22 protein-coding genes are annotated in these 24,632 nt (G+C 60.8%); 14 read left to right on the forward strand and 8 right to left on the reverse strand.

Features of this window, described 5'->3' with window-relative positions:
- Positions 1–164: 164 nt before the first annotated feature.
- Genes AC6CIA_RS17455 through AC6CIA_RS17480 form a run of 6 tightly spaced genes read left to right on the forward strand, consistent with a single transcriptional unit; the run spans position 165 to position 6,841 of the window.
- Complete coding sequence (locus AC6CIA_RS17455) at positions 165–857, forward strand: RDD family protein (protein ID WP_498313730.1); 693 nt, start codon at positions 165–167, stop codon at positions 855–857.
- Positions 854–1,834, forward strand: coding sequence for a stage II sporulation protein M (locus AC6CIA_RS17460; protein WP_498313732.1), 981 nt, complete (start codon positions 854–856; stop codon positions 1,832–1,834). Before AC6CIA_RS17455 ends, AC6CIA_RS17460 begins: the two co-directional genes overlap by 4 nt.
- Entirely contained in the window at positions 1,821–3,347 is a 1,527-nt protein-coding gene (locus tag AC6CIA_RS17465) for a DUF4129 domain-containing protein (protein ID WP_498313734.1), read from the forward strand. The genes AC6CIA_RS17460 and AC6CIA_RS17465 overlap by 14 nt, the downstream gene beginning before the upstream one ends.
- Positions 3,344–4,501 carry a DUF4350 domain-containing protein gene (locus AC6CIA_RS17470; RefSeq protein ID WP_498313735.1) on the forward strand — a complete coding sequence of 386 codons (1,158 nt, stop codon included), beginning with the start codon at positions 3,344–3,346 and terminating at the stop codon, positions 4,499–4,501. The genes AC6CIA_RS17465 and AC6CIA_RS17470 overlap by 4 nt, the downstream gene beginning before the upstream one ends.
- Complete coding sequence (locus tag AC6CIA_RS17475; RefSeq protein ID WP_498313737.1) at positions 4,498–5,502, forward strand: AAA family ATPase; 1,005 nt, start codon at positions 4,498–4,500, stop codon at positions 5,500–5,502. The genes AC6CIA_RS17470 and AC6CIA_RS17475 overlap by 4 nt, the downstream gene beginning before the upstream one ends.
- A 7-nt stretch (positions 5,503–5,509) precedes the next feature.
- Entirely contained in the window at positions 5,510–6,841 is a 1,332-nt protein-coding gene (locus AC6CIA_RS17480; protein ID WP_498313739.1) for a DUF58 domain-containing protein, read from the forward strand.
- Positions 6,842–6,870: 29 nt separating this feature from the next.
- On the opposite strand, the gene AC6CIA_RS17485 is transcribed toward AC6CIA_RS17480, so the two are convergent.
- The gene (locus AC6CIA_RS17485) at positions 6,871–7,230 is read right to left on the reverse strand and encodes a PilZ domain-containing protein (RefSeq protein WP_498313741.1); all 360 of its coding nucleotides are present in this window, start codon (positions 7,228–7,230) and stop codon (positions 6,871–6,873) included.
- 233 nt (positions 7,231–7,463) lie between these two features.
- Complete coding sequence (locus AC6CIA_RS17490) at positions 7,464–7,838, reverse strand: tetratricopeptide repeat protein (protein WP_498313742.1); 375 nt, start codon at positions 7,836–7,838, stop codon at positions 7,464–7,466.
- A 174-nt stretch (positions 7,839–8,012) separates the two neighbouring features.
- Between AC6CIA_RS17490 and pyk the strand changes: the two genes are divergently transcribed.
- On the forward strand, positions 8,013–9,464 hold the full coding sequence (gene pyk / locus AC6CIA_RS17495) for a pyruvate kinase (RefSeq protein WP_339530663.1): 1,452 nt from the start codon (positions 8,013–8,015) through the stop codon (positions 9,462–9,464).
- A gap of 52 nt (positions 9,465–9,516) precedes the next feature.
- Here pyk and AC6CIA_RS17500 read toward each other — a convergent pair whose 3' ends face one another.
- Both AC6CIA_RS17500 and AC6CIA_RS17505 read right to left on the reverse strand, forming a co-directional pair.
- On the reverse strand, positions 9,517–10,266 hold the full coding sequence (locus AC6CIA_RS17500) for an enoyl-CoA hydratase (protein WP_498313744.1): 750 nt from the start codon (positions 10,264–10,266) through the stop codon (positions 9,517–9,519).
- Positions 10,267–10,294: 28 nt separating this feature from the next.
- Entirely contained in the window at positions 10,295–11,227 is a 933-nt protein-coding gene (locus tag AC6CIA_RS17505; RefSeq protein WP_498313746.1) for an iron-sulfur-binding ferredoxin reductase, read from the reverse strand.
- Between the two features lie 219 nt (positions 11,228–11,446).
- On the opposite strand from AC6CIA_RS17505, the gene AC6CIA_RS17510 reads away from it, so the two are divergent.
- The 6 genes from AC6CIA_RS17510 (at position 11,447) to AC6CIA_RS17535 (ending at position 20,555) form a co-directional block, all read left to right on the forward strand.
- A complete protein-coding gene (locus tag AC6CIA_RS17510; protein WP_339530659.1) occupies positions 11,447–12,970 on the forward strand; it encodes a fumarate hydratase in 1,524 nt (507 codons plus the stop codon).
- A 437-nt stretch (positions 12,971–13,407) separates the two neighbouring features.
- Entirely contained in the window at positions 13,408–15,174 is a 1,767-nt protein-coding gene (locus AC6CIA_RS17515) for a sensor histidine kinase (RefSeq protein WP_498313748.1), read from the forward strand.
- Entirely contained in the window at positions 15,168–16,493 is a 1,326-nt protein-coding gene (locus tag AC6CIA_RS17520) for a sigma-54-dependent transcriptional regulator (protein WP_498313750.1), read from the forward strand. The genes AC6CIA_RS17515 and AC6CIA_RS17520 overlap by 7 nt, the downstream gene beginning before the upstream one ends.
- 321 nt (positions 16,494–16,814) lie before the next feature.
- Positions 16,815–18,134 carry an MFS transporter gene (locus AC6CIA_RS17525; RefSeq protein WP_339530654.1) on the forward strand — a complete coding sequence of 440 codons (1,320 nt, stop codon included), beginning with the start codon at positions 16,815–16,817 and terminating at the stop codon, positions 18,132–18,134.
- Between the two features lie 245 nt (positions 18,135–18,379).
- Entirely contained in the window at positions 18,380–19,858 is a 1,479-nt protein-coding gene (locus AC6CIA_RS17530; RefSeq protein ID WP_498313752.1) for a trypsin-like serine peptidase, read from the forward strand.
- A gap of 79 nt (positions 19,859–19,937) precedes the next feature.
- Positions 19,938–20,555 (forward strand): flavin reductase family protein, encoded by a 618-nt coding sequence (locus tag AC6CIA_RS17535; RefSeq protein WP_084380462.1) that lies wholly within the window; start codon positions 19,938–19,940, stop codon positions 20,553–20,555.
- Here the strand turns inward: AC6CIA_RS17535 and AC6CIA_RS17540 are convergent.
- Positions 20,536–20,838, reverse strand: coding sequence for a hypothetical protein (locus AC6CIA_RS17540; protein WP_498313754.1), 303 nt, complete (start codon positions 20,836–20,838; stop codon positions 20,536–20,538). The two genes, AC6CIA_RS17535 and AC6CIA_RS17540, sit on opposite strands and share 20 nt — an antisense overlap.
- A 9-nt stretch (positions 20,839–20,847) precedes the next feature.
- Complete coding sequence (locus tag AC6CIA_RS17545; RefSeq protein ID WP_498313756.1) at positions 20,848–21,189, reverse strand: antibiotic biosynthesis monooxygenase family protein; 342 nt, start codon at positions 21,187–21,189, stop codon at positions 20,848–20,850.
- Positions 21,190–21,506: 317 nt separating this feature from the next.
- On the opposite strand from AC6CIA_RS17545, the gene AC6CIA_RS17550 reads away from it, so the two are divergent.
- Positions 21,507–22,436, forward strand: a complete 930-nt coding sequence (locus AC6CIA_RS17550) for an AraC family transcriptional regulator (RefSeq protein ID WP_498313758.1) — start codon at positions 21,507–21,509, stop codon at positions 22,434–22,436.
- On the opposite strand, the gene AC6CIA_RS17555 is transcribed toward AC6CIA_RS17550, so the two are convergent.
- A complete protein-coding gene (locus AC6CIA_RS17555) occupies positions 22,433–23,902 on the reverse strand; it encodes an ATP-binding protein (RefSeq protein ID WP_498313760.1) in 1,470 nt (489 codons plus the stop codon). The genes AC6CIA_RS17550 and AC6CIA_RS17555 overlap by 4 nt on opposite strands.
- Positions 23,892–24,620: a response regulator gene (locus tag AC6CIA_RS17560; RefSeq protein WP_498313762.1), complete on the reverse strand. Its 729-nt coding sequence runs from the start codon at positions 24,618–24,620 to the stop codon at positions 23,892–23,894. The genes AC6CIA_RS17555 and AC6CIA_RS17560 overlap by 11 nt, the downstream gene beginning before the upstream one ends.
- Positions 24,621–24,632 lie beyond the last annotated feature (12 nt).

The following is a 24,632-nucleotide window of genomic DNA, read 5'->3' on the forward strand; positions in this document are numbered from 1 at the left end:
GCCCGGGGCCAGCGCCGTGTGCACTGGATAAACATTCAGTGAAACCTTGATGTATTTTCAGGTGTCACTTTCCCCGACGACACTGCTAGCATCGGTCTCTCTGAATCAGCCGGCCACCTGCCACGGTCGCCATGTCCAACCGCTTAGTACTGCCAGGGAACGCAATGCCAGCCGCGCCATTGGACACCCGTTATCAGATCGAGACGCCGGAAGGGATCGACCTGCCGCTACGCCCGGCCGGCCTGGCGCCTCGAGCGCTGGCGTTTGGGTTCGACCTCGGCTTGCGCGGTCTGATACTCGGCATCCTGTATTTCGCCCTGGCCTTTCTCGGCAACCTGGGTATCGGCCTCGGTTCGCTCCTGCTGTTCCTCGTCAGTTGGTGGTACATGGTGCTGTTTGAAGTGCTCAACCAGGGTTGCTCGCCAGGTAAACAGATCATGGGCTTGCAGGTGATACAGGACGACGGCACGCCCATTGGCTGGTCTGCGTCGCTGATCCGCAACCTGCTGCGATTTGTCGACATGCTGCCGTTCGGCTACTTCCTGGGCGCGATCAGTTGCCTGCAGCATCCCCATTTCAAACGCCTGGGCGACATCGCCGGGGGGACGTTGGTGATCTATCGCCAGCAACCTCTGACCCGCCCCCAACTGCCTCAGGCAGCGGCTTTACGCCTGCCCTTTGCGCTTGACCTGAACGAACAGCGGGCAATTCTCGGGTTCGCCGAGCGCCAGGGCGAGCTGTCTGCCGAACGCGTCCATGAACTGGCCGGCATTCTCGCCACGCCCCTGCAGGTTCCACCCGCCCGTGCAGCCGAACAGCTCAACGGCGTGGCCCGTGGTTTGCTGGGGCCGACATGAAACAGAGTCTTTTCGAAAGCCGCCACCAGCCACAATGGCAAGCTTTTGCCGCTCAGTTGCAACAGCTTGAACAAGGCAAGTCCAGCGCACAGGACCTGGCAGGTTTTCCCCGCGACTATCGACGCCTGTGCCAGCATCTGGCCCTGGCCCAGCAGCGGGGCTACAGCAGTTACCTGGTAGACCCGCTACAACAATTGGCGCTGCGCGGCCATCAACAGTTGTATCGCCACCGCAGCCAACTCGGTGCCAATATCCTGAGTTTCCTGCTGGCCGGTTTCCCCCGCCTGGTTCGCGAACAATGGCGCTTCGTCCTGGTGGCCGGCCTGCTGTTTTTCGGCAGCCTGATTGGCATTGCGTTGCTGGTTTACCTGTTCCCCGACCTGATCTACAGCGTCATCAACCCGCAACAAGTCACCGCCATGCAGAACATGTATGACCCTGCCGCCAGCCGCCTGGGGCTCGCTGCCGAGCGGGCCTCGAGTGAAGACTGGATGATGTTCGGTTATTACGTCATGCATAACATCGGTATCGCGTTCCAGACCTTCGCCGGTGGCTTGCTGTTTGGCCTGGGCAGCATGTTCTTCCTGCTTTTCAATGGGCTGATGATCGGGGCTGTCGCGGGCCACCTCACGGAAATCGGCTACGGGCAGACCTTCTGGTCATTTGTCATCGGCCATGGAGCCTTTGAACTGACAGCCATTGCCCTGGCCGGCGCGGCAGGCCTGCAACTGGGCTGGGCGCTGATTGCGCCGGGGGCTTTGCCTCGAGGTGAAGCCCTGCGCCTGGAGGCCCGTAAAAGCATACAGATGATCTGCGGGGTGATTGTATTTCTGCTGATCGCGGCCTTTATAGAGGCCTATTGGTCCTCCACGACGTCCGTGGAGCCATGGGTCAAATACCTGGTGGGCAGCGCACTCTGGCTGTTAGTGGCCGCCTATCTGCTTTGCGCCGGTCGGAGTCAGCATGCGCCTGAGTGATGCCAGCGTAGTGATCCGTCCTCGCACATCCTGGGAAGCCATGGACCTGGGCGTGTTGCTGGCCCGCGAGCACCGCATACTGTTGATGGGCAGTTGGGCCCTGGTGAGCCTGCCGGTTTTCGCCCTGCTCTGCCTTGTGTTGTGGGACTACCCTTCCCTCGCCGTCCTGCTGTTCTGGTGGCTGAAACCGGCGTTTGATCGACTGCCGCTGTACATCCTGTCCAAGGCGCTGTTTGGCGAAACCCCGACACTCCAGCAGGCCGTTCGTCAATGGCCGCGGCTACTCAAGGGCCAACTGCTGGCCAGCCTGACCTGGCGACGCTTCAGCCTCAGTCGCAGCTTCTTGATGCCCGTGGAGCAACTGGAAGGCCTGGAGGGCCAGGCGCGTCAACAACGCCTGGGCGTACTGCAACAACGCAATGCCGGTGCGGCCCGTTGGCTGACACTCATAGGGGTGCATCTGGAAATAGCGCTGTGGATCGGTTTGAGCGTACTGTTCTACCTGTTTTTGCCCCATCAGATTGAGTTGGACTGGGATTGGCAAAAACTGGCACTCGCTGACGAGCAGGACTGGATAGGACTGGAACACCTGAGCAACGCCCTCTACGCCCTGGTCCTGGTGTTCTGGGAACCGATTTATGTGGCGTGTGGCTTCAGTCTCTACCTGAACCGGCGCACCGTGCTGGAAGCCTGGGATCTGGAACTGGTGTTCCGCCGGCTGCGCCAGCGCCTGGTTTCAGCGGCCACCGTCATATTGCTGGCGATCGGCCTGGTATTGATTCCGCCGACGCCACGGGCCATGGCCGAGCAACCCGAGGCCACAAAAAACTTGAGCACCCAAGCCGCCCGCCAGTCGATCAAGGCACTGCTGGAGCAGCCACCGTTCAAGCACCCGGAAACCGTGACGCGCTACCGCTTCGGCGAAGAAAAACCTGGCGACAAACCCAAGGAGGATGGCGAAGCGCCCCTGCCCGGCTGGCTGAAAGCGCTCTTGGACAATCTCGACAGCAACACGCTGAAGCCCTTGGCCCAAGCACTTGAAGTGGTGTTATGGGGTGTATTGGCAGGCGCTGTCGCCCTGCTGATCTGGCGCTATCGCGATTGGCTAGGCACTTTTGTCAGCCGACGCGGGCGCCGCCCCAAGGCCACTCCACGGACGCCCGCGCAACTGTTCGGCCTGGATCTTGGGGTCGAGACACTGCCCGAGGATATTGCCGGCAGCGCCGAACAGCTCTGGTCGATAAATCCCCGGGAAGCCCTCGGCCTGCTCTATCGCGGCTTGCTCAGTCGGCTCCTGCATGACTTCAATCTGCCATTGAAAAACGCCGATACCGAAGCCCAGGTCCTGGAGCACATACGGCGCCTGCAACAACCACAACTCCTGGCGTTCAGCGATGATTTGACCCGGCATTGGCAAAACCTCGCTTATGGTCATCACCTGCCGCCACCCCAGGCCCGGCAACAGCTGTGCAACCATTGGCGAGCCTTGTTCGGCCCCGAGGCTGCACAATGAATCGGCCCGTGCTGTGGCTCGGCCTGTTGCTGGGTTGCCTGCTGGCGGCGGGTGGATTTTACGCCTGGAGCAAGGCAATCCCGTATGACGAAGTGGTGGATCGCGGACCATCGCCGCAAGCCCAGGCCAACCCCTATCTGGCTGCGGAACACTTCCTGCGCAAGCACGGCCAGAGCGTCGAACACCTCAACAGCCTTGAACACCTGGCCAGCCTTCCTTCCAAGGGCAACAGCCTGCTGTTACTCAGTGAACGCAGCAACATGCCCCCACGCAAGGTCGAGCAGTTGCTGGCGTGGACCAAGGCCGGCGGCCACCTGTTGCTGGTGGCCGAGGCCATCTGGGATGAAGAAACCCAAGCTAGCGGTGACTTGTTGCTGGATCGCCTGCAGTTACGCCAGCGGTTCAGCGAAAACCTCAATCAGCCAGCCCCGCCACCTGAACGCAGCAAGCCAGACCTGACCCGACTCTACATCGACAACGAAACCGCGCCGGCCTTTTTCAGTTTCGACACCGATTTCCATCTCGTCGACCCCAAGCACCTTGCCCGGTTCTCGGCCAACAGCGCCAAGGCCAGCCACCTGATGCAACTCAACCTCGGGCAAGGCAAGGTCACCGTCATCACCGATAGTGAGCTGTGGAAAAACCCGGCCATTGCCTTGCATGACAACGCCTGGCTGCTCTGGTACCTGACTCAGGGCACCGGCGTCACCCTGCTATCCCACAACGCCAGCGAGGATTTGTTCAGCCTGTTGCTGCGCTATTTCCCCCAGGCACTGGTCGCGCTCGCGGCCTTGGTCCTTCTGGGCCTGTGGAAGACGGGCATGCGCCTGGGGCCAATCCGGGCGCCCGCGCCCAAGGCACGGCGGCAATTGCAGGAGCATTTGAAAGCCAGTGCCGACTTCCTGCTACGCCGCAGCGGGCAGAACAGCTTGTTGCTGGCCCTGCAGCGCGACATTTTGCGCAGCGCCCGACGCCGTCACCCTGGATTCGAACACCTCAGTATTGACGAGCAGTCACAAGCCCTTGAACGCCTGACCCACCAACCAGCCTCCGTCATCAGCCAGGCCTTGGGCCCACTCCCGGCAAAACGGCTCTCCAGCGTCGACTTCAGCCGTCAGGTGGCCTACCTGCAAACCCTCAGGAATGCCTTATGAGCGAACATCCAATTGACCCATCCCGGACAGCCGACGACGCGTCGACAAGACAGCGCGCCAGCCACTTGGCCCAGGCTCTGCGCACCGAGTTGCGCAAAGCGGTGATCGGTCAGGACCAGGTGATTGACGACGTTTTGGTGGCGTTGATTGCCGGCGGTCACGTACTGCTCGAAGGAGTGCCCGGCCTGGGCAAGACCCTGCTGGTCCGCGCCCTGGCCCGCTGCTTTGATGGCGATTTCGCACGCATCCAGTTCACTCCGGACCTGATGCCCAGCGACGTCACCGGGCATGCGGTGTACGACTTGCACAGCGAGCAGTTCAAACTGCGCAAAGGGCCGCTGTTCACCCATCTGCTACTGGCAGACGAAATCAACCGGGCACCCGCGAAAACCCAGGCCGCATTGCTGGAGGCCATGCAGGAACGCCAGGTCACCCTGGAGGGGGAAGCCTTGCCCATCGGGCAGCCTTTCATGGTGCTGGCCACCCAGAATCCTATTGAACAGGAAGGCACCTATCCGTTGCCGGAGGCCGAACTCGATCGTTTCATGCTCAAGGTGCGAATGGATTACCCCGAGGCACAGCAAGAACTCGACATGGTCCGTGAGGTGACACGCTCATCCCGCGCCGACATGCTCGATGTGCAGCCACTGCGCACCGTGCTGCAGGCCGAAGACGTGCTGCTGTTGCAACACGTCGCCAGTGAGCTGGCACTGGACGAGCAAGTGCTCGACTACGCCGTGCGTCTGGCCCGCACCACTCGCAGTTGGCCCGGCCTGAGCATCGGGGCCGGCCCCAGGGCCTCCATCGCCCTGGTTCAGGGTGCGCGCGCACGCGCGTTGCTGCGCGGCAGCGAGTTCGTGACCCCGGACGACGTCAAGGACGGCGCCCTGGCGGTGCTACGCCATCGAGTGCGTATCGCCCCTGAGCTGGACATCGACGGACTGGACGTGGATCAGGTGCTCAAACAGCTGCTGGACCAAGTACCGGCGCCACGACAATGACACGCCCATGAGACCCACTCGTCTGCTATTGACCTGGCTCGCGATGCTGCTAGGCCTGGGCATCGTACTCGGCACCTGTGCCGCCCTGCAGTTCCAACTGCCGGCGGCCTTGCACTCATTCGCCTGGGGCCTGCTCCTGGCCCTGTTATTATTGGCGCTGCTGGACGCCGGCCGCCTGAAACGCTGCCCTTCACCCCACATTCAACGGCACATACCCGGCAGCCTGGCACTGGGCCGTTGGGGCGACGTGCGGATCATTCTGAAACATGACTACCCAGATGCGTTGACCCTCAACGTGTTCGACCATGTGCCGGATGGCCTGAGCGTGGAAAACCTGCCTCAGGCCATCCTGCTGCGACCCGGTGAGCACAGTGAACTGGGTTATCGCCTGCGCCCCCTGCGACGCGGCCACTTCAATTTTGAACGCTGCGAAATCCACCTGCCCAGCCCCCTGGGCTTGTGGTCGGCGCGCCGTCATATCCCGGTCAGCGATGTCACGCGGGTCTACCCGGATTTCGCTCGCCTGTATGGGGCGCAATTATTGGCGGTGGACAACTGGCTCAGCCAGCTTGGCGTGCGCCAGCGCCAACGGCGTGGACAAGGCCTGGAGTTTCATCAGTTGCGCGAGTTTCGCGAGGGCGACAGTTTGCGACAGATTGACTGGAAAGCCACGGCTCGCCAACGCACGCCGATTGCCCGGGAATACCAGGACGAGCGTGATCAACAGATTGTATTAATGCTCGATTGCGGTCGTCGTATGCGTAGCCAGGATGGCGAGTTATCGCATTTCGATCACGCCCTCAACGCCTGCCTGCTGCTCAGTTATGTGGCCTTGCGCCAGGGCGACGCGGTGGGCCTGTGCACCTTTGCCAGTGAGCAGCCGCGCTACCTGGCGCCGGTCAAGGGCAGCGGCCAACTGAACCAGTTGCTCAACGCCGTGTATGACCTCGATACCACGCGCCGCACCGCGGACTATCAAACAGCCGCCAGCCAGTTGTTGGCACGCCAGAAGCGGCGTGCCCTGGTGATCATCGTGACCAATTTGCGCGATGAGGACGATGAAGCATTACTGACCGCCGTCAAGCAAATCAACCGTCAGCACCGGGTGCTGGTCGCCAGTCTGCGGGAAGAAGTACTTGACCAACTGCGCCAGGGCCCGGTGCAGACCCTGACAGAAGCCTTGGCCTACTGTGGCGCCGTCGACTACCTCAATGCCCGGGAAGAACTCCACGAGCGTTTGAAAGCCCAGCGCCTGGCGCTGCTGGATGTCCACCCCGCGGAGTTGGGCGCCGCCCTGGTGACACGTTACATGGACTGGAAAAAAGCCGGCGCCCTCTAGACGAGAGGTATTGTATTGCACCTCTGCTGCTAGGCCGACGCCTGCAAGGGGTCAAAACTGAAGTAGTACGACAGCGCCTTGATCAACTGCCGATACTCAGGGCCGGCCTGCAACACACGGAATCCCGAATCAAAATGGCGGGGGTGGATATCTTCGTGGCTCCACAGACATTTGGCGGTGAGATCAATGGCTTGCACATCTGCCTGGGGCCCCGGGATTTTCAGGCGCAACTCAAAATCCACTTCGACCATCATCGGCAATTCGCTGATCAACATCAGCCCATCCTCCGAGACATTCCCCAAATAGCCTATGGGCTTGTCCGTGAGGCGGTTGAAAACTTGCAAGAAACACGACAACTGGTGTCGTTCAATCCGTCGGTGATTAAACATGCTGAGATCGCCATCCAATGGCCATGAACCTGGCCGTTCCAGTGGTTCGGAACAGGCCGTTGTCGCCAACAGCCCTCTCGTCCTTGGATCTCGGTGCGACAACAAAAGTGCCTTGTCACTTTACATCCGCCGAATCCGGGTTCTGCATTCGCTTGAGTGAATACTTGTACAAATCCACACCCAAAGAATAGCCCTACTGCGGCAAGAGGCCAGCACTTAATCGACAAATAACCTCATAAGGCCGTCGGCTTGGCCTGGGCGGCTCTGCCAGCAGGGTAATGCCCCAGTTGCGCTAGCGTATCCAGGCGGGCGCGGGCGCGGAACGCGTATTCACTGGCCGGGTATTGGCTGATGATGAATTGATAGGTTTGCACGGCGTCGACAAACAGTTTCTGTCGCTCCAGGCATTGCCCGCGCAACATCGAGACTTCCGGCTGCACGTAACGACGGGAACGGCTTTGCCGGTCGACCTGCGACAGTTCAAGGGTGACCCGTGCGCAGTCGCCTACATTGTAGGCACGGTAGGCATTATTCAAATGATGGTCCATCGACCAGCGGGTACAGCCAACAACACTCACGGCCAGAGCCGCGATGATCACAATTCTCATGAGGGTTCTCCTGTCTTGAGCAGTGTATCGACCCCGGCGCGAAAATCTTCAAGGTTGTTCATCTGCTCAATAGAGTGAAAACAAGCGAATCGACGATAAGTAGTGCACACGAACAATGACTACAGCCAAAGAGCATAGTAGCCTTCCTCAGCGCTAGAACTCAGGAGTCCGTGCATGTCCGTCCGTCGTACCAAAATCGTCGCCACCCTTGGCCCGGCCAGTAACTCGCCGGAAGTCCTCGAACAGCTGATTCTGGCTGGTCTGGACGTTGCCCGTCTGAACTTCTCCCATGGCACCCCGGACGAGCACAAGGCTCGCGCCAAGCTGGTGCGTGACCTCGCCGCCAAGCATGGTCGCTTCGTTGCCCTGCTGGGTGACCTGCAAGGCCCGAAGATTCGTATTGCCAAGTTCGCCAACAAACGGATCGAACTGAAGATTGGTGACAAGTTCACGTTCTCCACCAGCCACCCGCTGACCGAAGGCAACCAGCAAGTCGTGGGTATCGACTACCCGGATCTGGTCAAGGACTGCGGTGTGGGTGACGAATTGCTGCTGGACGACGGCCGCGTGGTCATGCGCGTCGACACCGCCACCGTGACTGAGCTGAACTGCACCGTGATCATCGGCGGCCCGCTGTCGGATCACAAAGGCATCAACCGTCGCGGCGGTGGCCTGACCGCGCCAGCCCTGACTGAAAAAGACAAGGCCGACATCAAGCTCGCCGCCGAAATGCAGGTCGACTACCTCGCCGTGTCCTTCCCGCGCGACGCCGCCGACATGGAGTATGCCCGTCAACTGCGCGACGAAGCCGGCGGTACTGCCTGGCTGGTGGCAAAGATCGAACGCGCCGAAGCCGTGGCCGATGACGACACCCTCGATGGCCTGATCAAGGCATCCGACGCCGTGATGGTTGCCCGTGGCGACCTGGGTGTGGAAATCGGTGACGCCGAACTGATCGGCATCCAGAAAAAAATCATCCTGCACGCCCGTCGTCACAATAAAGCGGTGATCGTGGCGACCCAGATGATGGAGTCGATGATCCAGAATCCGATGCCGACCCGCGCCGAAGTGTCCGACGTGGCCAACGCCGTGCTCGACTACACCGACGCCGTGATGCTCTCGGCTGAAAGTGCCGCAGGCCCTTACCCGCTGGAAGCCGTGCAGGCAATGGCGCGTATCTGCGTCGGTGCCGAAAAGCACCCGACCAGCAAAACCTCCAGCCACCGCATCGGCAAGGTTTTCGAAAGCTGCGACCAGAGCATCGCCCTGGCCGCCATGTACACCGCCAACCACTTCCCGGGCGTGAAAGCGATCATCGCCTTGACCGAAAGTGGCTACACGCCGTTGATCATGTCGCGCATTCGTTCCTCGGTGCCGATCTATGCGTTCTCCCCGCACCGCGAAACCCAGGCTCGCGCCGCCATGTTCCGGGGTGTCTACACCGTACCGTTCGACCCGGCTTCGCTGCCGCCTGAGCAAGTCAGCCAGGCTGCCATCGACGAGCTGCTCAAACGCGGCGCTGTCGAGAAAGGTGACTGGGTCATCCTGACCAAGGGCGACAGCTACCACACCATTGGTGGCACCAACGGCATGAAAATCCTGCACGTTGGCGACCCAATGGTCTGAATGATCAGCTGAAAAACCATGTGGGAGAGGCTTTGCTCCCTCCCACATTGGGTTAGCGTCGGTTGATAAACCCCGACAACGCCGCAATCGCTTCCGGCGACCTCAATCGCTGGGTAAACAACGCCCCCTCCTCCTCGATCACCTGCCGCAACTGCTCGCGATCAACGCTTTTCATCAATTGCTTGGTCACCTGCACCGCGCCCGGTGCCAAGGTTTCAAAGCGTCCGGCTATTTCCCGCGCCTTGGCCAAGGCCGCTTCGCCACTGTCCAGTGCCTCGGTGGCAATGCCCCATTCAGCCGCCTGCGCGCCCGAAAAACCTTCACCCAACAGCAACAATTGCGCCGCTTTTGCATGCCCGAGCAAACGAGGCAGGATCAGGCTCGAACCAAACTCCGGGCACAGCCCCAGATTCACGAACGGCATACGCAACCGCGCATTACCGCTGACATACACCAGGTCGCAATGCAGCAGCAGGGTTGTCCCAATCCCGACCGCCGCACCGGCCACGCCCGCGATCACCGGCTTGCGACAGTTGAGCAGGCTCTTCATAAAGTGAAACGGTGGGCTGTCGAGGTCCGTGGGTGGCTGTTCGAGAAAGTCGCCAATGTCGTTACCCGCGGTAAAACACTCGCTGCTGCCCTGGATCAGCACGGCATTGATAGTCGAATCGGCATCGGCCTGCTCCAGCGCCTCGGCCAGTTGACTGTACATGGCGCGAGTCAGGGCGTTTTTCTTGTCGGGGCGATTAAGTTGCAGAATCAGCAGCCCGCGGTCGCGTTGCAACAGGATGGCGTCGGTCATGGTCACTCTCGCAGATAAGAGTCAGCGCTCAACCACGAGGCAAAAACACATCCGCCAACAGTTGATTACGCGGCAATCCAGCCAGGAACAGGCGCTTGGAAAACGCCTCGACGTGGACCGGATGCCCGCAGAGTAAGGCCAGCGTTTGCCGGGATACAAGCCGCAGTTGTGCCAAAGCCTGGGCCAGCTCCGCCGCCGTCCAAAGCTCGACAGTCAGGTGAGGATGGCTGGCAGCCAGCGCCGCCAGCGGTTCAGCCAAGTAATGCGCGGTGTCATCATGGGCCAGGTGAATCACCCGGATGGGGCCTTGGTGATCCTGGCGCAACGCTTCCCTGAGTACGCCCCAAAGCGGCGCGATGCCAGTACCCGAGCCGATCAGCCACAGCGGTCGTGCCTGCCAGTCCGGGTCGTACTGCAACGCTCCGCCGCGCAATTCGCCCAGACGCAGGCTGTCGCCGGCCTTGAGCGAGCGCGCGGCATCGGTGAATTCACCGGGCAAACGGCAATCGAGGTGAAACTCCAGGAACGCGTCGACCTGAGGCAGGCTGGCCAGCGAATAGGGCCGCGCGACGTTGCCCGCCCACAGCACCAGATGCTGCCCCGCCTGATAACGCAGGCCGCGCGCAGGCTCCAGGCGCAGACGCAAGACTGAGGCAGTGAGCCAATCGGCCCGCAGCACCCGCGCGGCCAGGCCATCTTTCAGCGGATCGAACGTTTCAACTCGCACGTCGCCCATGACCTGGCATTGACAGGCCAGGCGCCAGCCCTCCTGACGTTGTGCCGCGCTCAACGCATCGGGCTGTTTGTCCTGAACCTCGCCCTGGCAACGCACCAGGCAGGCATGGCAACTACCGGCTCGGCAACTGGAGGGCACGGCCACCCCGGCCAGGTTCAGGGCGTCCAGCAGGTTGCTGCCGGTGGATACCGGCCAATGGCGTTCGCCAACGTACAGTTCAGGCATGGAAATTCTCGGATCGAAAAAGCAAACACAGGGAATCATGCGCGGCAGAGTTTGACCATCGTCGGGTGTATCGGCCACCGTGCCGGGTTATACTGCCGCGCCTTTTTAGCGTCGCGCCTGCACCACTTGGCGTGCCTTGGAAAGGTGCCTTCAGCGACCGATACACCCATCTGAAGACACCTTTATTAAATGTTCCCGTCTTATAGAGGAGCGCGACTCATGACCGTGATCAAGCAAGACGACCTGATTCAGAGCGTTGCCGACGCCCTGCAGTTCATTTCCTATTACCACCCCGTTGACTTCATCCAGGCCATGCACGAAGCCTACCTGCGCGAAGAATCGCCAGCGGCGCGCGACTCCATGGCCCAGATCCTGATCAACTCGCGCATGTGCGCCACCGGCCATCGCCCGATCTGCCAGGACACCGGCATCGTCACCGTGTTCGTGCGTGTCGGCATGGACGTGCGCTGGGATGGCGCCACCATGGGCCTGGACGACATGATCAACGAAGGCGTGCGTCGCGCCTACAATTTGCCGGAAAACGTTCTGCGGGCCTCGATCCTCGCCGACCCGGCCGGTGCGCGCAAGAATACCAAGGACAACACCCCGGCCGTGATCCACTATTCCATCGTTCCGGGTAACACCGTGGAAGTGGACGTGGCGGCCAAGGGCGGCGGTTCCGAAAACAAGTCGAAAATGGCCATGCTCAACCCGTCCGACTCCATTGTCGACTGGGTACTCAAGACCGTTCCGACCATGGGCGCCGGCTGGTGCCCACCCGGCATGCTCGGCATCGGCATCGGCGGTACCGCCGAGAAGGCCGCCGTGATGGCCAAGGAAGTGTTGATGGAATCCATCGACATTCACGAGCTGAAAAAGCGCGGCCCGTCCAACCGTATCGAAGAGATGCGCCTGGAGCTGTTCGAAAAGGTCAACCAACTGGGCATCGGCGCCCAGGGCCTCGGTGGCCTGACCACCGTGCTCGACGTGAAGATCATGGATTATCCGACCCACGCCGCCTCGCTGCCGGTGTGCATGATCCCCAACTGCGCCGCGACCCGTCACGCCCACTTCGTGCTCGACGGTTCGGGCCCGGCATCGCTGGAAGCGCCACCGTTGGACGCCTACCCGGAAATCGTCTGGGAAGCGGGTCCATCGGCACGTCGTGTAAATCTCGACAGCCTGACGCCGGAAGAAGTGCAAAGCTGGAAGCCGGGCGAAACCGTGTTGCTCAACGGCAAGATGCTCACCGGTCGCGACGCGGCGCACAAGCGCATGGTCGAAATGCTGAACAAGGGTGAAGCCCTGCCGGTCGACCTCAAGGGTCGCTTTATCTACTACGTCGGCCCGGTTGATCCGGTGCGCGAAGAAGTGGTTGGCCCGGCTGGCCCGACCACCGCGACGCGGATGGACAAATTCACCCGGCAGATCCTCGAGCAAACCGGCCTGCTGGGCATGATCGGCAAATCCGAGCGCGGTCCGACCGCTATCGAAGCGATCAAGGACAACAAGGCGGTGTACCTGATGGCGGTGGGCGGTGCGGCTTACCTGGTGGCACAAGCCATCAAGCAATCGCGCGTTGTCGCATTCGCCGAACTGGGCATGGAAGCGATCTACGAGTTTGACGTCAAGGACATGCCCGTCACCGTGGCGGTCGACAGTCAGGGCGAATCGGTACACATCACCGGTCCTGCGATCTGGCAGAAAAAGATCAGTGAAAGCCTGGCGGTAGAAGTGCAATAAACCGTTCTCGGTTGTACTGAGAACGCTGAAGGGCTTCTTGTAGTAATGAGGCGTCCTGTAGTGAGGGGGCTTCCTTCGGTAATGAAGCCTCCTGTAGTGAGGCGGCTTCCTGTGGTAATGAAGCCTCCTGTAGTGGGGGGCTTTCTGTGGTAATGAGGCCCCCGGTAGTGGGGGGCTTCCTGTGGTAATGAAGCCTCCTGTAGTGAGGGGCTTCCTGTGGTAATGAGGCTTCCTGTGGCGAGGGGGCTTGTCCCCCGTTGGAGTGCGTAGCGCTCCCGTTTTTTCGGGGGCTGCTGCGCAACCCAACGGGGGACAAGCCCCCTCGCCACAACAAGCCCCCTCGCCACAACTGCTCCTTGCGCCAACATCCCTCTACCCACAATACGGTGCCGCGCATGCTATCGTGCTCGCCCCTTATTGCAGCTGTTCATCCTCGTATGATCGCGATCCCTCGCCCATTGCGCTTGACCTTCTACGCCCTGCTGATTATTGCCGGCGCCGTGCTGGCCGCCGCGCTTGCCACTCGCGAAGCTGAACGCCAGTCCCTGGTGAATGATGCCAGCCGCGCCAGCCAGCAACTGGCGCTGTATGCCAACTCTCTGCAAACCCTGATTGAACGTTACCGCGCCCTGCCCGCCGTGCTGGCGCTGGATTCGGAGATGATCAACGCCTTGAAAGGCCCCTTGGATCAAGCCACTCAGGACGTGCTCAACCGCAAACTGGAGCGAATCAACGCCGCGGCACAGTCATCCACCCTTGAATTGATGGACCGCACCGGCCTGGCCGTAGCCGCCAGCAACTGGCGCTTGCCCAGCAGTTACGTCGGCCACAATTACGCGTTCCGCCCCTATTTCAGTCAGACCCGCAGCCAGGGCACGGGGCGCTTTTATGCGGTGGGCGTGACCACCGGGGTGCCAGGTTACTTCCTGTCCAGCGCGGTACTCGACGAGCATCAGCAATTTCTCGGCGCCATGGTGGTGAAGCTGGAGTTCCCGGAACTGGAACGCGAATGGGCCCAGGGCAACGATCTGCTACTGCTCAGCGATGCGCGGGGAATCGTGTTTATTGCCAATCAGCCCGGCTGGCGTTATCGCAATCTGCGCCCGCTGTCAGAGAGTGATCACGCAGAACTCAAGGCCACCCGCCAGTACGACAAAAAACCCCTGCTGGCGTTGAGCACCCAAACCCTGCAACGCTTTGACCAGAACAGCCATTTGATGCAAGTCGACGGCCCTGACGGCAGCGCCAATTACATTTGGGAATCCCTGCCGCTGAAAGCCGAAGGTTGGACCCTGCACCTGTTGCGCAAGCCTCAGGTTGCCGCCGAAGATCAACGGAACGCCGCTCTCGCGGCCGCGGGCCTGTGGCTGACGCTGGTGTTTCTGCTGCTGTTCCTGACCCAGCGCTGGCGCCTGGCGCGCCTGCGCCAGCGCAGTCGCGAAGAACTTGAACAACTGGTGCAGGAACGCACCCGCGCCCTGCGCACTGCCCAGGATGGTCTGGTGCAATCGGCCAAGCTGGCGGCGCTGGGACAAATGTCGGCGGCCCTGGCCCATGAAATCAACCAACCGCTGACTGCCCAGCGCATGCAACTGGCGACCTTGCGCCTGTTGCTTGATCACGGTCGCATTGACGACGCCTACCAGGCCCTGACGCCACTGGACGACATGCTCACGCGCATGGCGGCCCTCACCGGCCACCTCAAGACTTTCGCGCGCAAAAGCCCCAGCGGTCTGCGCGAACGCCTGGACCTGGCGACCGTGGTGGATCAAGCCCTGCACTTGCTGGATGCGCGGCTGCGCGACGAATCCATCGCTACGGTACTGGAGTTGACCCGCCCAGCCTGGGTTCGTGGCGACGCGATCAGACTTGAACAAGTCCTGATCAACCTGCTGCGCAACGCCCTCGACGCCATGCTCGACAAGTCGCACAAACGCCTGAGAATCTGCCTGCAAGCCGACCAGCAACTGTGGCAACTGACCGTCAGTGACAGCGGCGGCGGCATTGCCGAGGAACACCTGGGCAGCGTGTTTGACCCGTTTTTCACCACTAAGCCGGTGGGCGACGGGCTCGGCCTTGGGCTGGCGGTGTCGTACGCTATCGTGCATGAACTGGGCGGACGCTTGAGCGCTGCGAACCAGGATGACGGCGCAATTTTCACCCTGACCCTGCCCATTGCATTGGAGGCGCCAGACCTATGCTAAATGCCGTGATCATCGTCGATGACGAAGCCAGCATCCGCACCGCGGTGGAACAGTGGTTGAGTCTGGCGGGGTTCGAGGTGCAACTGTTCAGCCGTGCCGACGACTGCCTGGCCCAACTGCCCCGCGACTTTGCCGGGGTAATTCTCAGCGATGTACGCATGCCGGGGCTCAGTGGCCTGGAGTTGCTGGCCGAGGTGCAACGCCGCGATGCTGACCTGCCGGTGATCCTGTTGACCGGTCACGGTGACGTACCGATGGCCGTCGAAGCCATGCGCGACGGCGCCTATGACTTTCTGGAAAAACCCTTCAGCCCCGACGCGCTGCTCAACGGCCTGCGCCGGGCCCTGGACAAGCGCGGCTTGATCCTGGAGAACCGTCGGTTGCATCAGCAGGCCGATCATCGGGCCAAGCTGGAGTCGAGCCTGCTGGGGGTGTCGCGTGGCTTGCAGAATCTGCGCCGCCAGGTGCTGGACCTCGCGGCCTTGCCGGTCAATGTGCTGATCCGTGGCGAAACCGGCAGCGGCAAGGAGCTGGTCGCCCGTTGCCTGCATGACTTCGGGCCGCGAGCGAAGAAGCCGTTTGTCGCGCTGAACTGTGCAGCGATTCCCGAGCAGTTGTTTGAGGCCGAGTTATTCGGCCATGAAAGCGGCGCGTTCACCGGCGCCCAGGGCAAGCGCATCGGCAAGCTGGAATATGCCGACGGCGGCACCTTGTTTCTCGATGAGATCGAAAGCATGCCATTGGCCCAGCAGGTGAAATTGCTGCGGGTATTGCAGGAACAGAAACTCGAGCGCCTGGGCTCCAACCAGAGCATCAAGGTGGATCTGCGGATCATTGCCGCGACCAAACCGGATCTGCTGGACGAAGCACGGGCCGGACGCTTTCGTGAGGATCTGGCTTACCGGCTGACCGTTGCGCAACTGCGGCTGCCACCGCTGCGCGAACGTCGCGAAGACATTCCGTTGTTGTTCGAGCACTTCGCCCAGAGCGCCGCCGACCGCCTGGGCCGCAGTTTTGCGCCGCTCAGCGGGCCGCAACTGGGACGTCTGCTCAGCCATGACTGGCCAGGCAATGTGCGCGAACTGGCCAACGTTGCCGAACGCCAGGTACTCGGCCTGGATGACCCGGAACCTGACGCGATTGAAGCCGGGCAATCCCTCGCGGCTCAGCAGGAAGCCTTCGAGGCGCATTGCCTGAAAGCCGCGCTGAGCCGGCACAAGGGCGATATCAAGGCGGTGCTGGCCGAGCTGCAACTGCCGCGGCGCACGCTGAACGAAAAGATGCAGCGCCATGGCTTGGCGCGTGAAATGTTTCTTTAAGCAGCACCACCGCTCAGGCTCGGTGCGCCGTGTGTAGGAGCGAGCTTGCTCGCGAAAAACCTGAGAAGGCCTCGGGGGTGTCAGATTTCCTGCGTCATCGTTCACGATCTTCGCGAGCAAGCTCGCTCCTACAGTAGACGCTTCAATGGTCGTAAGCGGATTTCCGCTCACGGCATTCAAAACATCAGCGACTTTTCGCTCAGAAAAATCCCACACCCCCTCTAGACCGGGCCTTCATCCGTTTGGCACAGCTCCTGCTATAGCTCCGGCAGGCTGCGCTCAAGCGCGCTCCACAAAAACAATTAGATGAAGGATCCTTCAATGGATAACTCCAATACCTTGCCTTTGGGGTCGGCGGCCGCGCCGGCGCAAGCACGCACCACCACCAGCCGCATCAAATCGATCTTCAGCGGTTCGGTCGGCAACATGGTCGAGTGGTACGACTGGTACGTCTACGCCGCTTTCTCGCTGTACTTCGCCAAGGCCTTCTTCCCGAAAGGCGATACCACCGCGCAACTGCTCAACACCGCCGCCATCTTCGCCGTAGGTTTCCTGATGCGCCCGATCGGTGGCTGGTTGATGGGGCTCTACGCCGACCGCGCCGGCCGTAAAGCCGCGCTGATGGCCTCGGTACTGCTGATGTGCTTCGGCTCGCTGATCATCGCCCTGAGTCCCGGCTATGAAACCATTGGGGTCGGCGCGCCGATCCTGCTGGTCTTCGCCCGGCTGCTGCAAGGTTTGTCGGTGGGTGGCGAATACGGCACCTCGGCCACTTACCTGAGCGAAATGGCGACCAAGGAACGCCGTGGTTTCTTCTCCAGTTTCCAGTACGTCACCCTGATCTCCGGCCAGCTCATCGCGCTGGCGGTGCTGATCGTGCTGCAACAGGTTCTCACCACCGAGCAGCTGTACGCCTGGGGCTGGCGTATCCCGTTTGCCATCGGCGCACTGTGCGCGGTCGTTGCGCTGTATCTGCGTCGCGGCATGGAAGAAACCGCGTCGTTCACCAAAAAAGAAAAATCCAAGGAAAGCGCCATGCGCACCTTGATGCGCCACCCCAAGGAACTGATGACCGTGGTCGGCCTGACCATGGGCGGCACGCTGGCGTTCTACACCTACACCACCTACATGCAGAAATACCTGGTGAACACCGTCGGCATGAGTATTTCCGACTCCACCACGATCTCGGCCGCCACGCTGTTTCTGTTCATGTGCCTGCAACCGATCATCGGCGGACTCTCGGACAAGGTCGGTCGCCGGCCGATCCTGATCGCCTTTGGCGTCCTCGGCACCCTGTTCACCGTGCCGATCCTGACGACCCTGCACACTGTCCAGACCTGGTGGGGCGCGTTCTTCCTGATCATGGCGGCGCTGATCATCGTCAGCGGCTACACCTCGATCAACGCGGTGGTGAAGGCCGAACTGTTCCCCACTGAAATCCGTGCCCTCGGCGTTGGCCTGCCGTATGCGCTGACAGTGTCGATCTTCGGCGGTACCGCTGAATACATCGCACTGTGGTTCAAGAGCATCGGCATGGAAACCGGCTACTACTGGTACGTCACCGCCTGTATTGCCGTGTCACTGGCGGTTTATGTGACCATGAAGGACACCCGCAAGCATTCGCGGATCACCACGGACTGAGGCGGTTCGGGGGGCACACACAACGCCCCCCTGATGAAGCCCGGAAACATGCACACAAGAACGCCGGTTTGATCGAGTCTATTCGTGCAAGCGAACACACCCGACAAACCGGCGTTCTGGTGTTCAATCCCCCTATTTCCCTTTCTGCCTGGGCAGGCTGACTCAATAACTATGCACGTCCCCTCGGCTCGACGGGTCAAGTAAAACGGACACGACCCGCTAGTCCCCCCTACCGAGGAGTTGTCATGTTATTGCGCTACATCACCCTGGTCCTGCTTCTGGCGCTGCTGTGCATTGCTGGCCAAATCCGTGCCAGAGATCTTGCAGAAGGACTGACCGATCAGTCCCCATCCGTAGCACTCCAGAACCACAATCAACGTTATGCGTTGTGGACCGGTATCGGTCGCTTGAAAAACTCTATCGGTCAAACCTGCAACGCGGTGCTGCTCGATACCCGCAACCGACAAGACAAAGCCGTCGGTCCAGCCTACGTACTGACCAGTGGGCATTGCGTGTTGTTCAGCTACGGCACCGCTCACATCGGCCAAGCCATAGACGCGAGCATCACCTTCAACTATTTCTACGACGCTCCTGAACAACAGCGCACTTTGCGCATTAATACCGCCCACTGGAGCAGCATGGCCGGCACTGACCTGGCGATCCTCGAGCTAGACATATCACTGGCTGGACTCATCGCCGAAGGCATCATGCCGCTCAAACTTGCCGAGCATTATCAGTATTCGGGAGCGCGCGAGGTGATCAACATCGGATCGCCGAGCGGATTTCGCCAGAAAGGCTTGCGCATGAGTGCTTGCAAGGAGTTCACAACAGACAGTTTTGTCGAGCATCCCGGGGTCTTTTCCAGCGCCATGAAAAACCGCTGTAACGACCTGCAGTTCGGCAGTTCCGGCAGCCCGATGCTGGATCGTCACACCAACGAGATCACCGGCATCGTCAGCAAGGTCGCCTCCGTCATCAAAAAAGAGATCCTTAACAACTGCAAAAACACCTCCGCGTGTGAAGCTGCCAGGTTCAACTACAGCTATCCGGCGCACACCCTGCGGCACTGTTTTGTCGACGGACTGTTCCTGAATAACACTGTGAGTTGTCAACTCAAACCCGTCGAGATAACCCTGGAAGAGCCCTGGAACCTGCCACCCTTTGTGCACATACAACAAGGGGCGCCCGGGCAAAATAGCTTGCCCACCTGGAATCTCAGGTTTTCCATCGAGGCCCCCTTTTATCGTTTCAAAACAGTGCGCAACGTCAAGGACTGTAGCGTCCCGTCTGGCTACAACAACGCGACAACATCGACCGATGCCTATATCAATCAGGCGATCGGCCCAGCTCTGGGCGCTCATGTGCTGTGCATCATCGGAGTGACTACACGCAACCAATCCCTGACCCCGGCCTTGCTGCACAATGCGTTTACCCACGCTGTATTCTTGATGCCGGCAACGCCGAGACCGCAAATCAGCCTGAATTACCAGTTAGCCTGGGAAGACCAACACACAGGTTTTATCCACTATTACGCCTATGTCGTACCGTCGCCCGCCGCGTCCTGCGCCGACAGCAGCGACGCCCGCTACGCACCTATCACCGGTGTCGTTACCGTTCAGGCATCCCAGTTACCCGTCACTGTTTGCAGCTATGCACGCAACGCCGCGGGACAACCCTCGGCCACGCGCAAGGATGTGATCGATGGATCAATCTCAGACTCTTGAACGCAGACATGGGTGGAAATCCGGCGCCACGGCTTGCACTATGACGCCTTCTTTTTAGCGCGCAGCAGGAACCCCGGCCATGTCCGACGAGATCCACTTCTACGAACCCGCCAAAGGCCACGGCCTGCCCCACGATCCGTTCAATGCCATCGTCGGGCCACGGCCGATTGGCTGGATTTCCTCCCAGGACCGCGAAGGTCGCCTGAACCTGGCGCCCTACAGCTTCTTCAACGCCTTTAACTACATTCCGCCAATCATTGGCTTTTCCAGTGTCGGGCGTAAAGACAGCCTGAATAACATCGAACAGACCGGCGAGTTTGTCTGGAACCTGGCCACGCGCCCGCTGGCCGAGCAGATGAACCAGAGCTGCGCCGCCGTTTCACCTGAGGTCGATGAGTTTGAATTGTCCGGGCTGACGCCGGTGGCTTCCAACGTGATCGCCGTGCCTCGCGTGGGCGAAAGCCCGGTGTCATTCGAATGCAAGGTCACCCAGATCATTCAACTGCAGCGCGCCGACCAGGCGTTGGTGCCCAGCTGGCTGGTGCTCGGCGAAGTGGTCGCGGTGCACATTGCCAAATGGCTGCTCAAGGACGGTATCTACGACACTGCTGCCGCCGAACCGATTCTGCGCGGCGGCGGCCCGGCGGATTACTTCCAGCTCGGGCCTGAAGCCCTGTTCAAGATGCACCGCCCGTAGCAGCGAAGGGCGTGGCGGTCCAGGTCAACTGGCCTTCTGCGTCGATGTCGATCAAGCGTTCGAGCTGCTGCGCGGCCGCTTGATCGGCGTCGTCGGCGGTCTTGAATGTCTGGCCTTCGAGGATTTTGTGAAAGCGCGGGGCGCCCATGCCATCCAGCGCCTTGACGGCGATAGCGGCGCTGTAACCGCCTTCATCCTCGCGAACCAGAGCGGAAACAGCTTCGTGATGGGCAAACTCTTTACGTGCCATGTTGCGGGTCCTGGCCAATGGAAAGTGGGCCATTCTAGACGTTCAGCCCGCCAGTTGCAGGTATTCGCCATAGGCATTCACCGCAGAGGTGTCAGTGAACGTCTGGAAGTCCATGCTGCGCACCACCATGTCGTTCAACAGCTCGGTGAAGATCAGCAGCGCCGGAGAACTGAAGTAGACATTCATCGCCTGCTCGCTGCTCCAGAAACCCGATACCAGCCAAACGTCCGGGTCGACCTGGGAACGCTGCAACGAAAACTGCAAACAACCCGGCGCCTGGCGGCCCGGCTCGATCAGACTGCTCAAACGTGCACCCAGCTCGGTGCTGCACCCGGCATGGGCACGGATAAAGGCCATATGGCTCGCGGGAATGGGGGTAAACATGTTCGACTCTCCCGTTGAGAAGTGATGCTCGGCAAGCACGGTGAAGGCGTGTTGCCACACAACCAAAGATACGGGCGCGAGCACAAAGGCGGTTAGTCGATTCCTGCCGGCTTATTGCACAATCCTGCGAAAAGCGTAAAGACAACGATCAGGCGTGACGGATATTTGCCCCATGAAGGCTTTGTTTCAGGCGCATGACTTGCCTGATTCACGATGTTTCGCAGGATCAGGCAAGGATTGTGCAGAATTGACGTAACACAGTTTGTCCGCCCGCCGTTAAGCTGAGCACCATCAACACAGCTTGCCGAGGTCGCCCCATGTCGTTGCCCGACTATCACGCCACGCCTCTCGATGCCGAGATGGAAAAGCAACGGGCTGAACTGGCCGGTATCGTGCGTCGCCACACCTGGGAGGACGGTTCCTACGGTACGGCGATCACGTCGCTGTTCCTCAACCGCCATAACGCCCCCCGGGACTTCATGCCGGTGCTGGTGGAGCCCGCGTTATGCATCCTGGCCCACGGCAGCAAGGAAGTCCGCCTGGCCAACGAGACCTTCGCCTACGACCCGCTCAATTACCTGGTGTTTTCGGTAGCGATGCCGGTGGCGGGCCGGATCATCGATGCCACGCCGCAAGACCCCAACCTGTCGATCCGCATAAACATCGACCCGGCGCAACTCACCGCATTGATTGCCGAAGCCGGCCCCATGGGTGTGCCCACGCGCCCGACGTCGCGCGGGATGTATGTCGACCATATCGACCAACAACTGCTCGATGCCGTGCTGCGCCTGACGCGCCTGCTGGACAGTCCCAAAGACATCGCGATGCTCGCGCCGCTGATCAACCGCGAAATTCTCTACCGGCTATTGCGTAGCCCGCAGGGTTACCGGCTGTACGAAATTGCGGTCGCCAACAGTCAGAGCCATCGTGTCAGCCAAGCCATCACCTGGCTCAACAGCAATTACGAACAGCCGCTGCGCATCGATGACTTGGCCAAGGAGGTGAACCTGAGCGTCTCGACCCTGCATCATCGCTTCAAGGCAATCACCGCCATGAGCCCGTTGCAGTATCAAAAGCAATTGCGCCTGCAGGAAGCGCGACGCTTGATGCTCGCCGAAGGCCTGGAAGCTTCGGCGGCGGGTTATCGGGTGGGCTATGAAAGCCCCTCGCAGTTCAGCCGCGAGTATAGCCGCCTGTTTGGCGCACCGCCGTTGCGCGATCTGGCGCGCTTGCGCCAGAGCGTTTAATCCAGGCTGCGGGGCAACTGCAACGTGACCCGCAGGCCACCTTCGCGCAGATTCTGCAAACTCACTTCGCCGCCATGGCTGTGGGCGATATTGCGCGCGATGCCCAGGCCTAACCCGTAGCCCTGCTGCTGACCGGCGAGTCGGAAGTGCGGTTCGAAGACCTGCTCCAGCCGCTGCTCCGGTACGCCGGGGCCTTCGTCATCGACGTGAAGAATGAACTCTGCGCCGTTGTCCTCGATGTGCAAATGGGCGTTCTGCCCGTACTTCAAGGCATTGTCGATCAAATTGCCAATACAGCGCTTGAGCGCCAGCGGCTTGCCCGGGAACGCCGCCAGCGCGCGACCGTTCTGAGTGATGCGCCCGTTGCCGTTGGGTGCCAGGTACGGCTCCACCAGACAGTCGAGCACATGATTGAGGTCCACCGGCTCGATGTTCTCGTGAATATCGGTGTCTTTGACGCACTGCAGCGCGCCTTTGACCAACAGTTCCAGCTCATCCAGGTCGCGGCCAAACTTGACTTGCAGCTTCTCATCTTCCAACAACTCCACCCGCAACCGCAGGCGCGTGATCGGAGTGCGCAAGTCGTGGGAAATAGCGCTGAACAACTGGCTACGCTCGGTCAGGTAGCGACTGATGCGATCGCGCATGGCATTGAACGCACGCCCCACTTCCACCACTTCGCTGCCGCCGCCCTCGGCCACCGGCTCTACATCGGCACCCAGCGACATATCCCGGGCCGCGCGCGCCAGGCGCTTGAGCGGGCGGCTTTGCCAATGCACCAGCAGACCGATAAACAGCAACAGGAAACCGCTGGTCAGCACGATAAACCACACCTGCTGGGACGGCAGGCCTTGCTCTTCAAGGCTGGTATAGGGCTCCGGCAACAACGATGCGATATACAACCACTCGCCGGCCGCCAACTGGATTTGCGTGACCAGCACCGGCGGGTTGACCGGCTCCAGGGTCAACGCGTAATGCGCCCAGGATCGCGGCAATTCATCCAGCTTCAAGCCGGCATTGAAAATGCGCAGGTCTTCGGCACTGACAAACTCGATCGAAATATGCACGTCGCGCCCCAACGTCTCGTGCAACACGTCTTGCACCGCGTCCAGCACCGCCGCCTTACGCGGGGTTTGCGGCAACACCTGCATGTCCAGCGGTTTGTCGTTGAGTGTCACCACAAAACGCGTGCCACCCATGCTGCGCAACTGGTCCAGCACCAACGGTCGGTATGCCACCGGCAGAGAGCGGAAATAGCTGACGCTGGCGGTCATCGAATGGGCCAGACTGCGGGCGCTGGTGACCAGTCCTTCGAGCTGGGTGGCGCGCAACTGTGAAACCCAGATCACGCTGGACAGCGTCTGGGCAAACAATACCGCCAGCAAGGTCAGCAGCAGCATTCGCCCTAACAACGAACGCGGTACCGGAATCCGCCGGCGCAGTTCGTTCAGTCGCTTAATGGGCATTACTGGCAACCACATTGGCCGCCAATTGATAGCCGCTGCCGCGCACGGTGCGGATCAGCCGTGGAGGTTTTTCGGTGTCACGCAGGCGCTGGCGCAGACGACTGACGGCCATGTCGACAATCCGGTCCAGCGGCATCAGGTCACGACCACGGGTGGCATTGCCGATCGTGTCGCGGTCAAGGATTTGCTGGGGATGATCGAGAAACAGTTTCAGCAAGGCAAAGTCGGCGCCGGAAAGGATCACTTCCTCGCCGTCCAGATGAAACAGCCGGTGGCTGATCATGTCCAGGCGCCACTCATCAAACACCAGCACATCGCCGCCGCGCTCCTGGCCAAACTGGCAACGACGCAACAGGGCCTTGATCCGCGCCTGCAGTTCGCGTGGGCTGAAGGGCTTGCCGATGTAATCATCCGCGCCCAGTTCCAGGCCGATAACCCGATCGGCTTCATCCGAACTGGCCGTCAGCATGATGATCGGCACCTGGGCCTGGCGCGGGTGCTGGCGCACCCAGCGACAAAGGCTGAAACCGTCTTCGTCGGGCAGCATCACGTCGAGGATCACCAAGTCGCACGGCGCGTCGTTCATTGCCTGGCGAAACCCCGCGCCATTCGGCACGCCCCGCACCTGGAAGCCGGCGCGGCTGAGGTAGGTTTGCAGCAATTCGCGGATTTCCTCGTCGTCATCGACGAGGAGAATGGATTTACTGATTACGCTCACGGGGTCCTCCTT

Source organism: Pseudomonas sp. GQ91, from assembly GCF_059758795.1.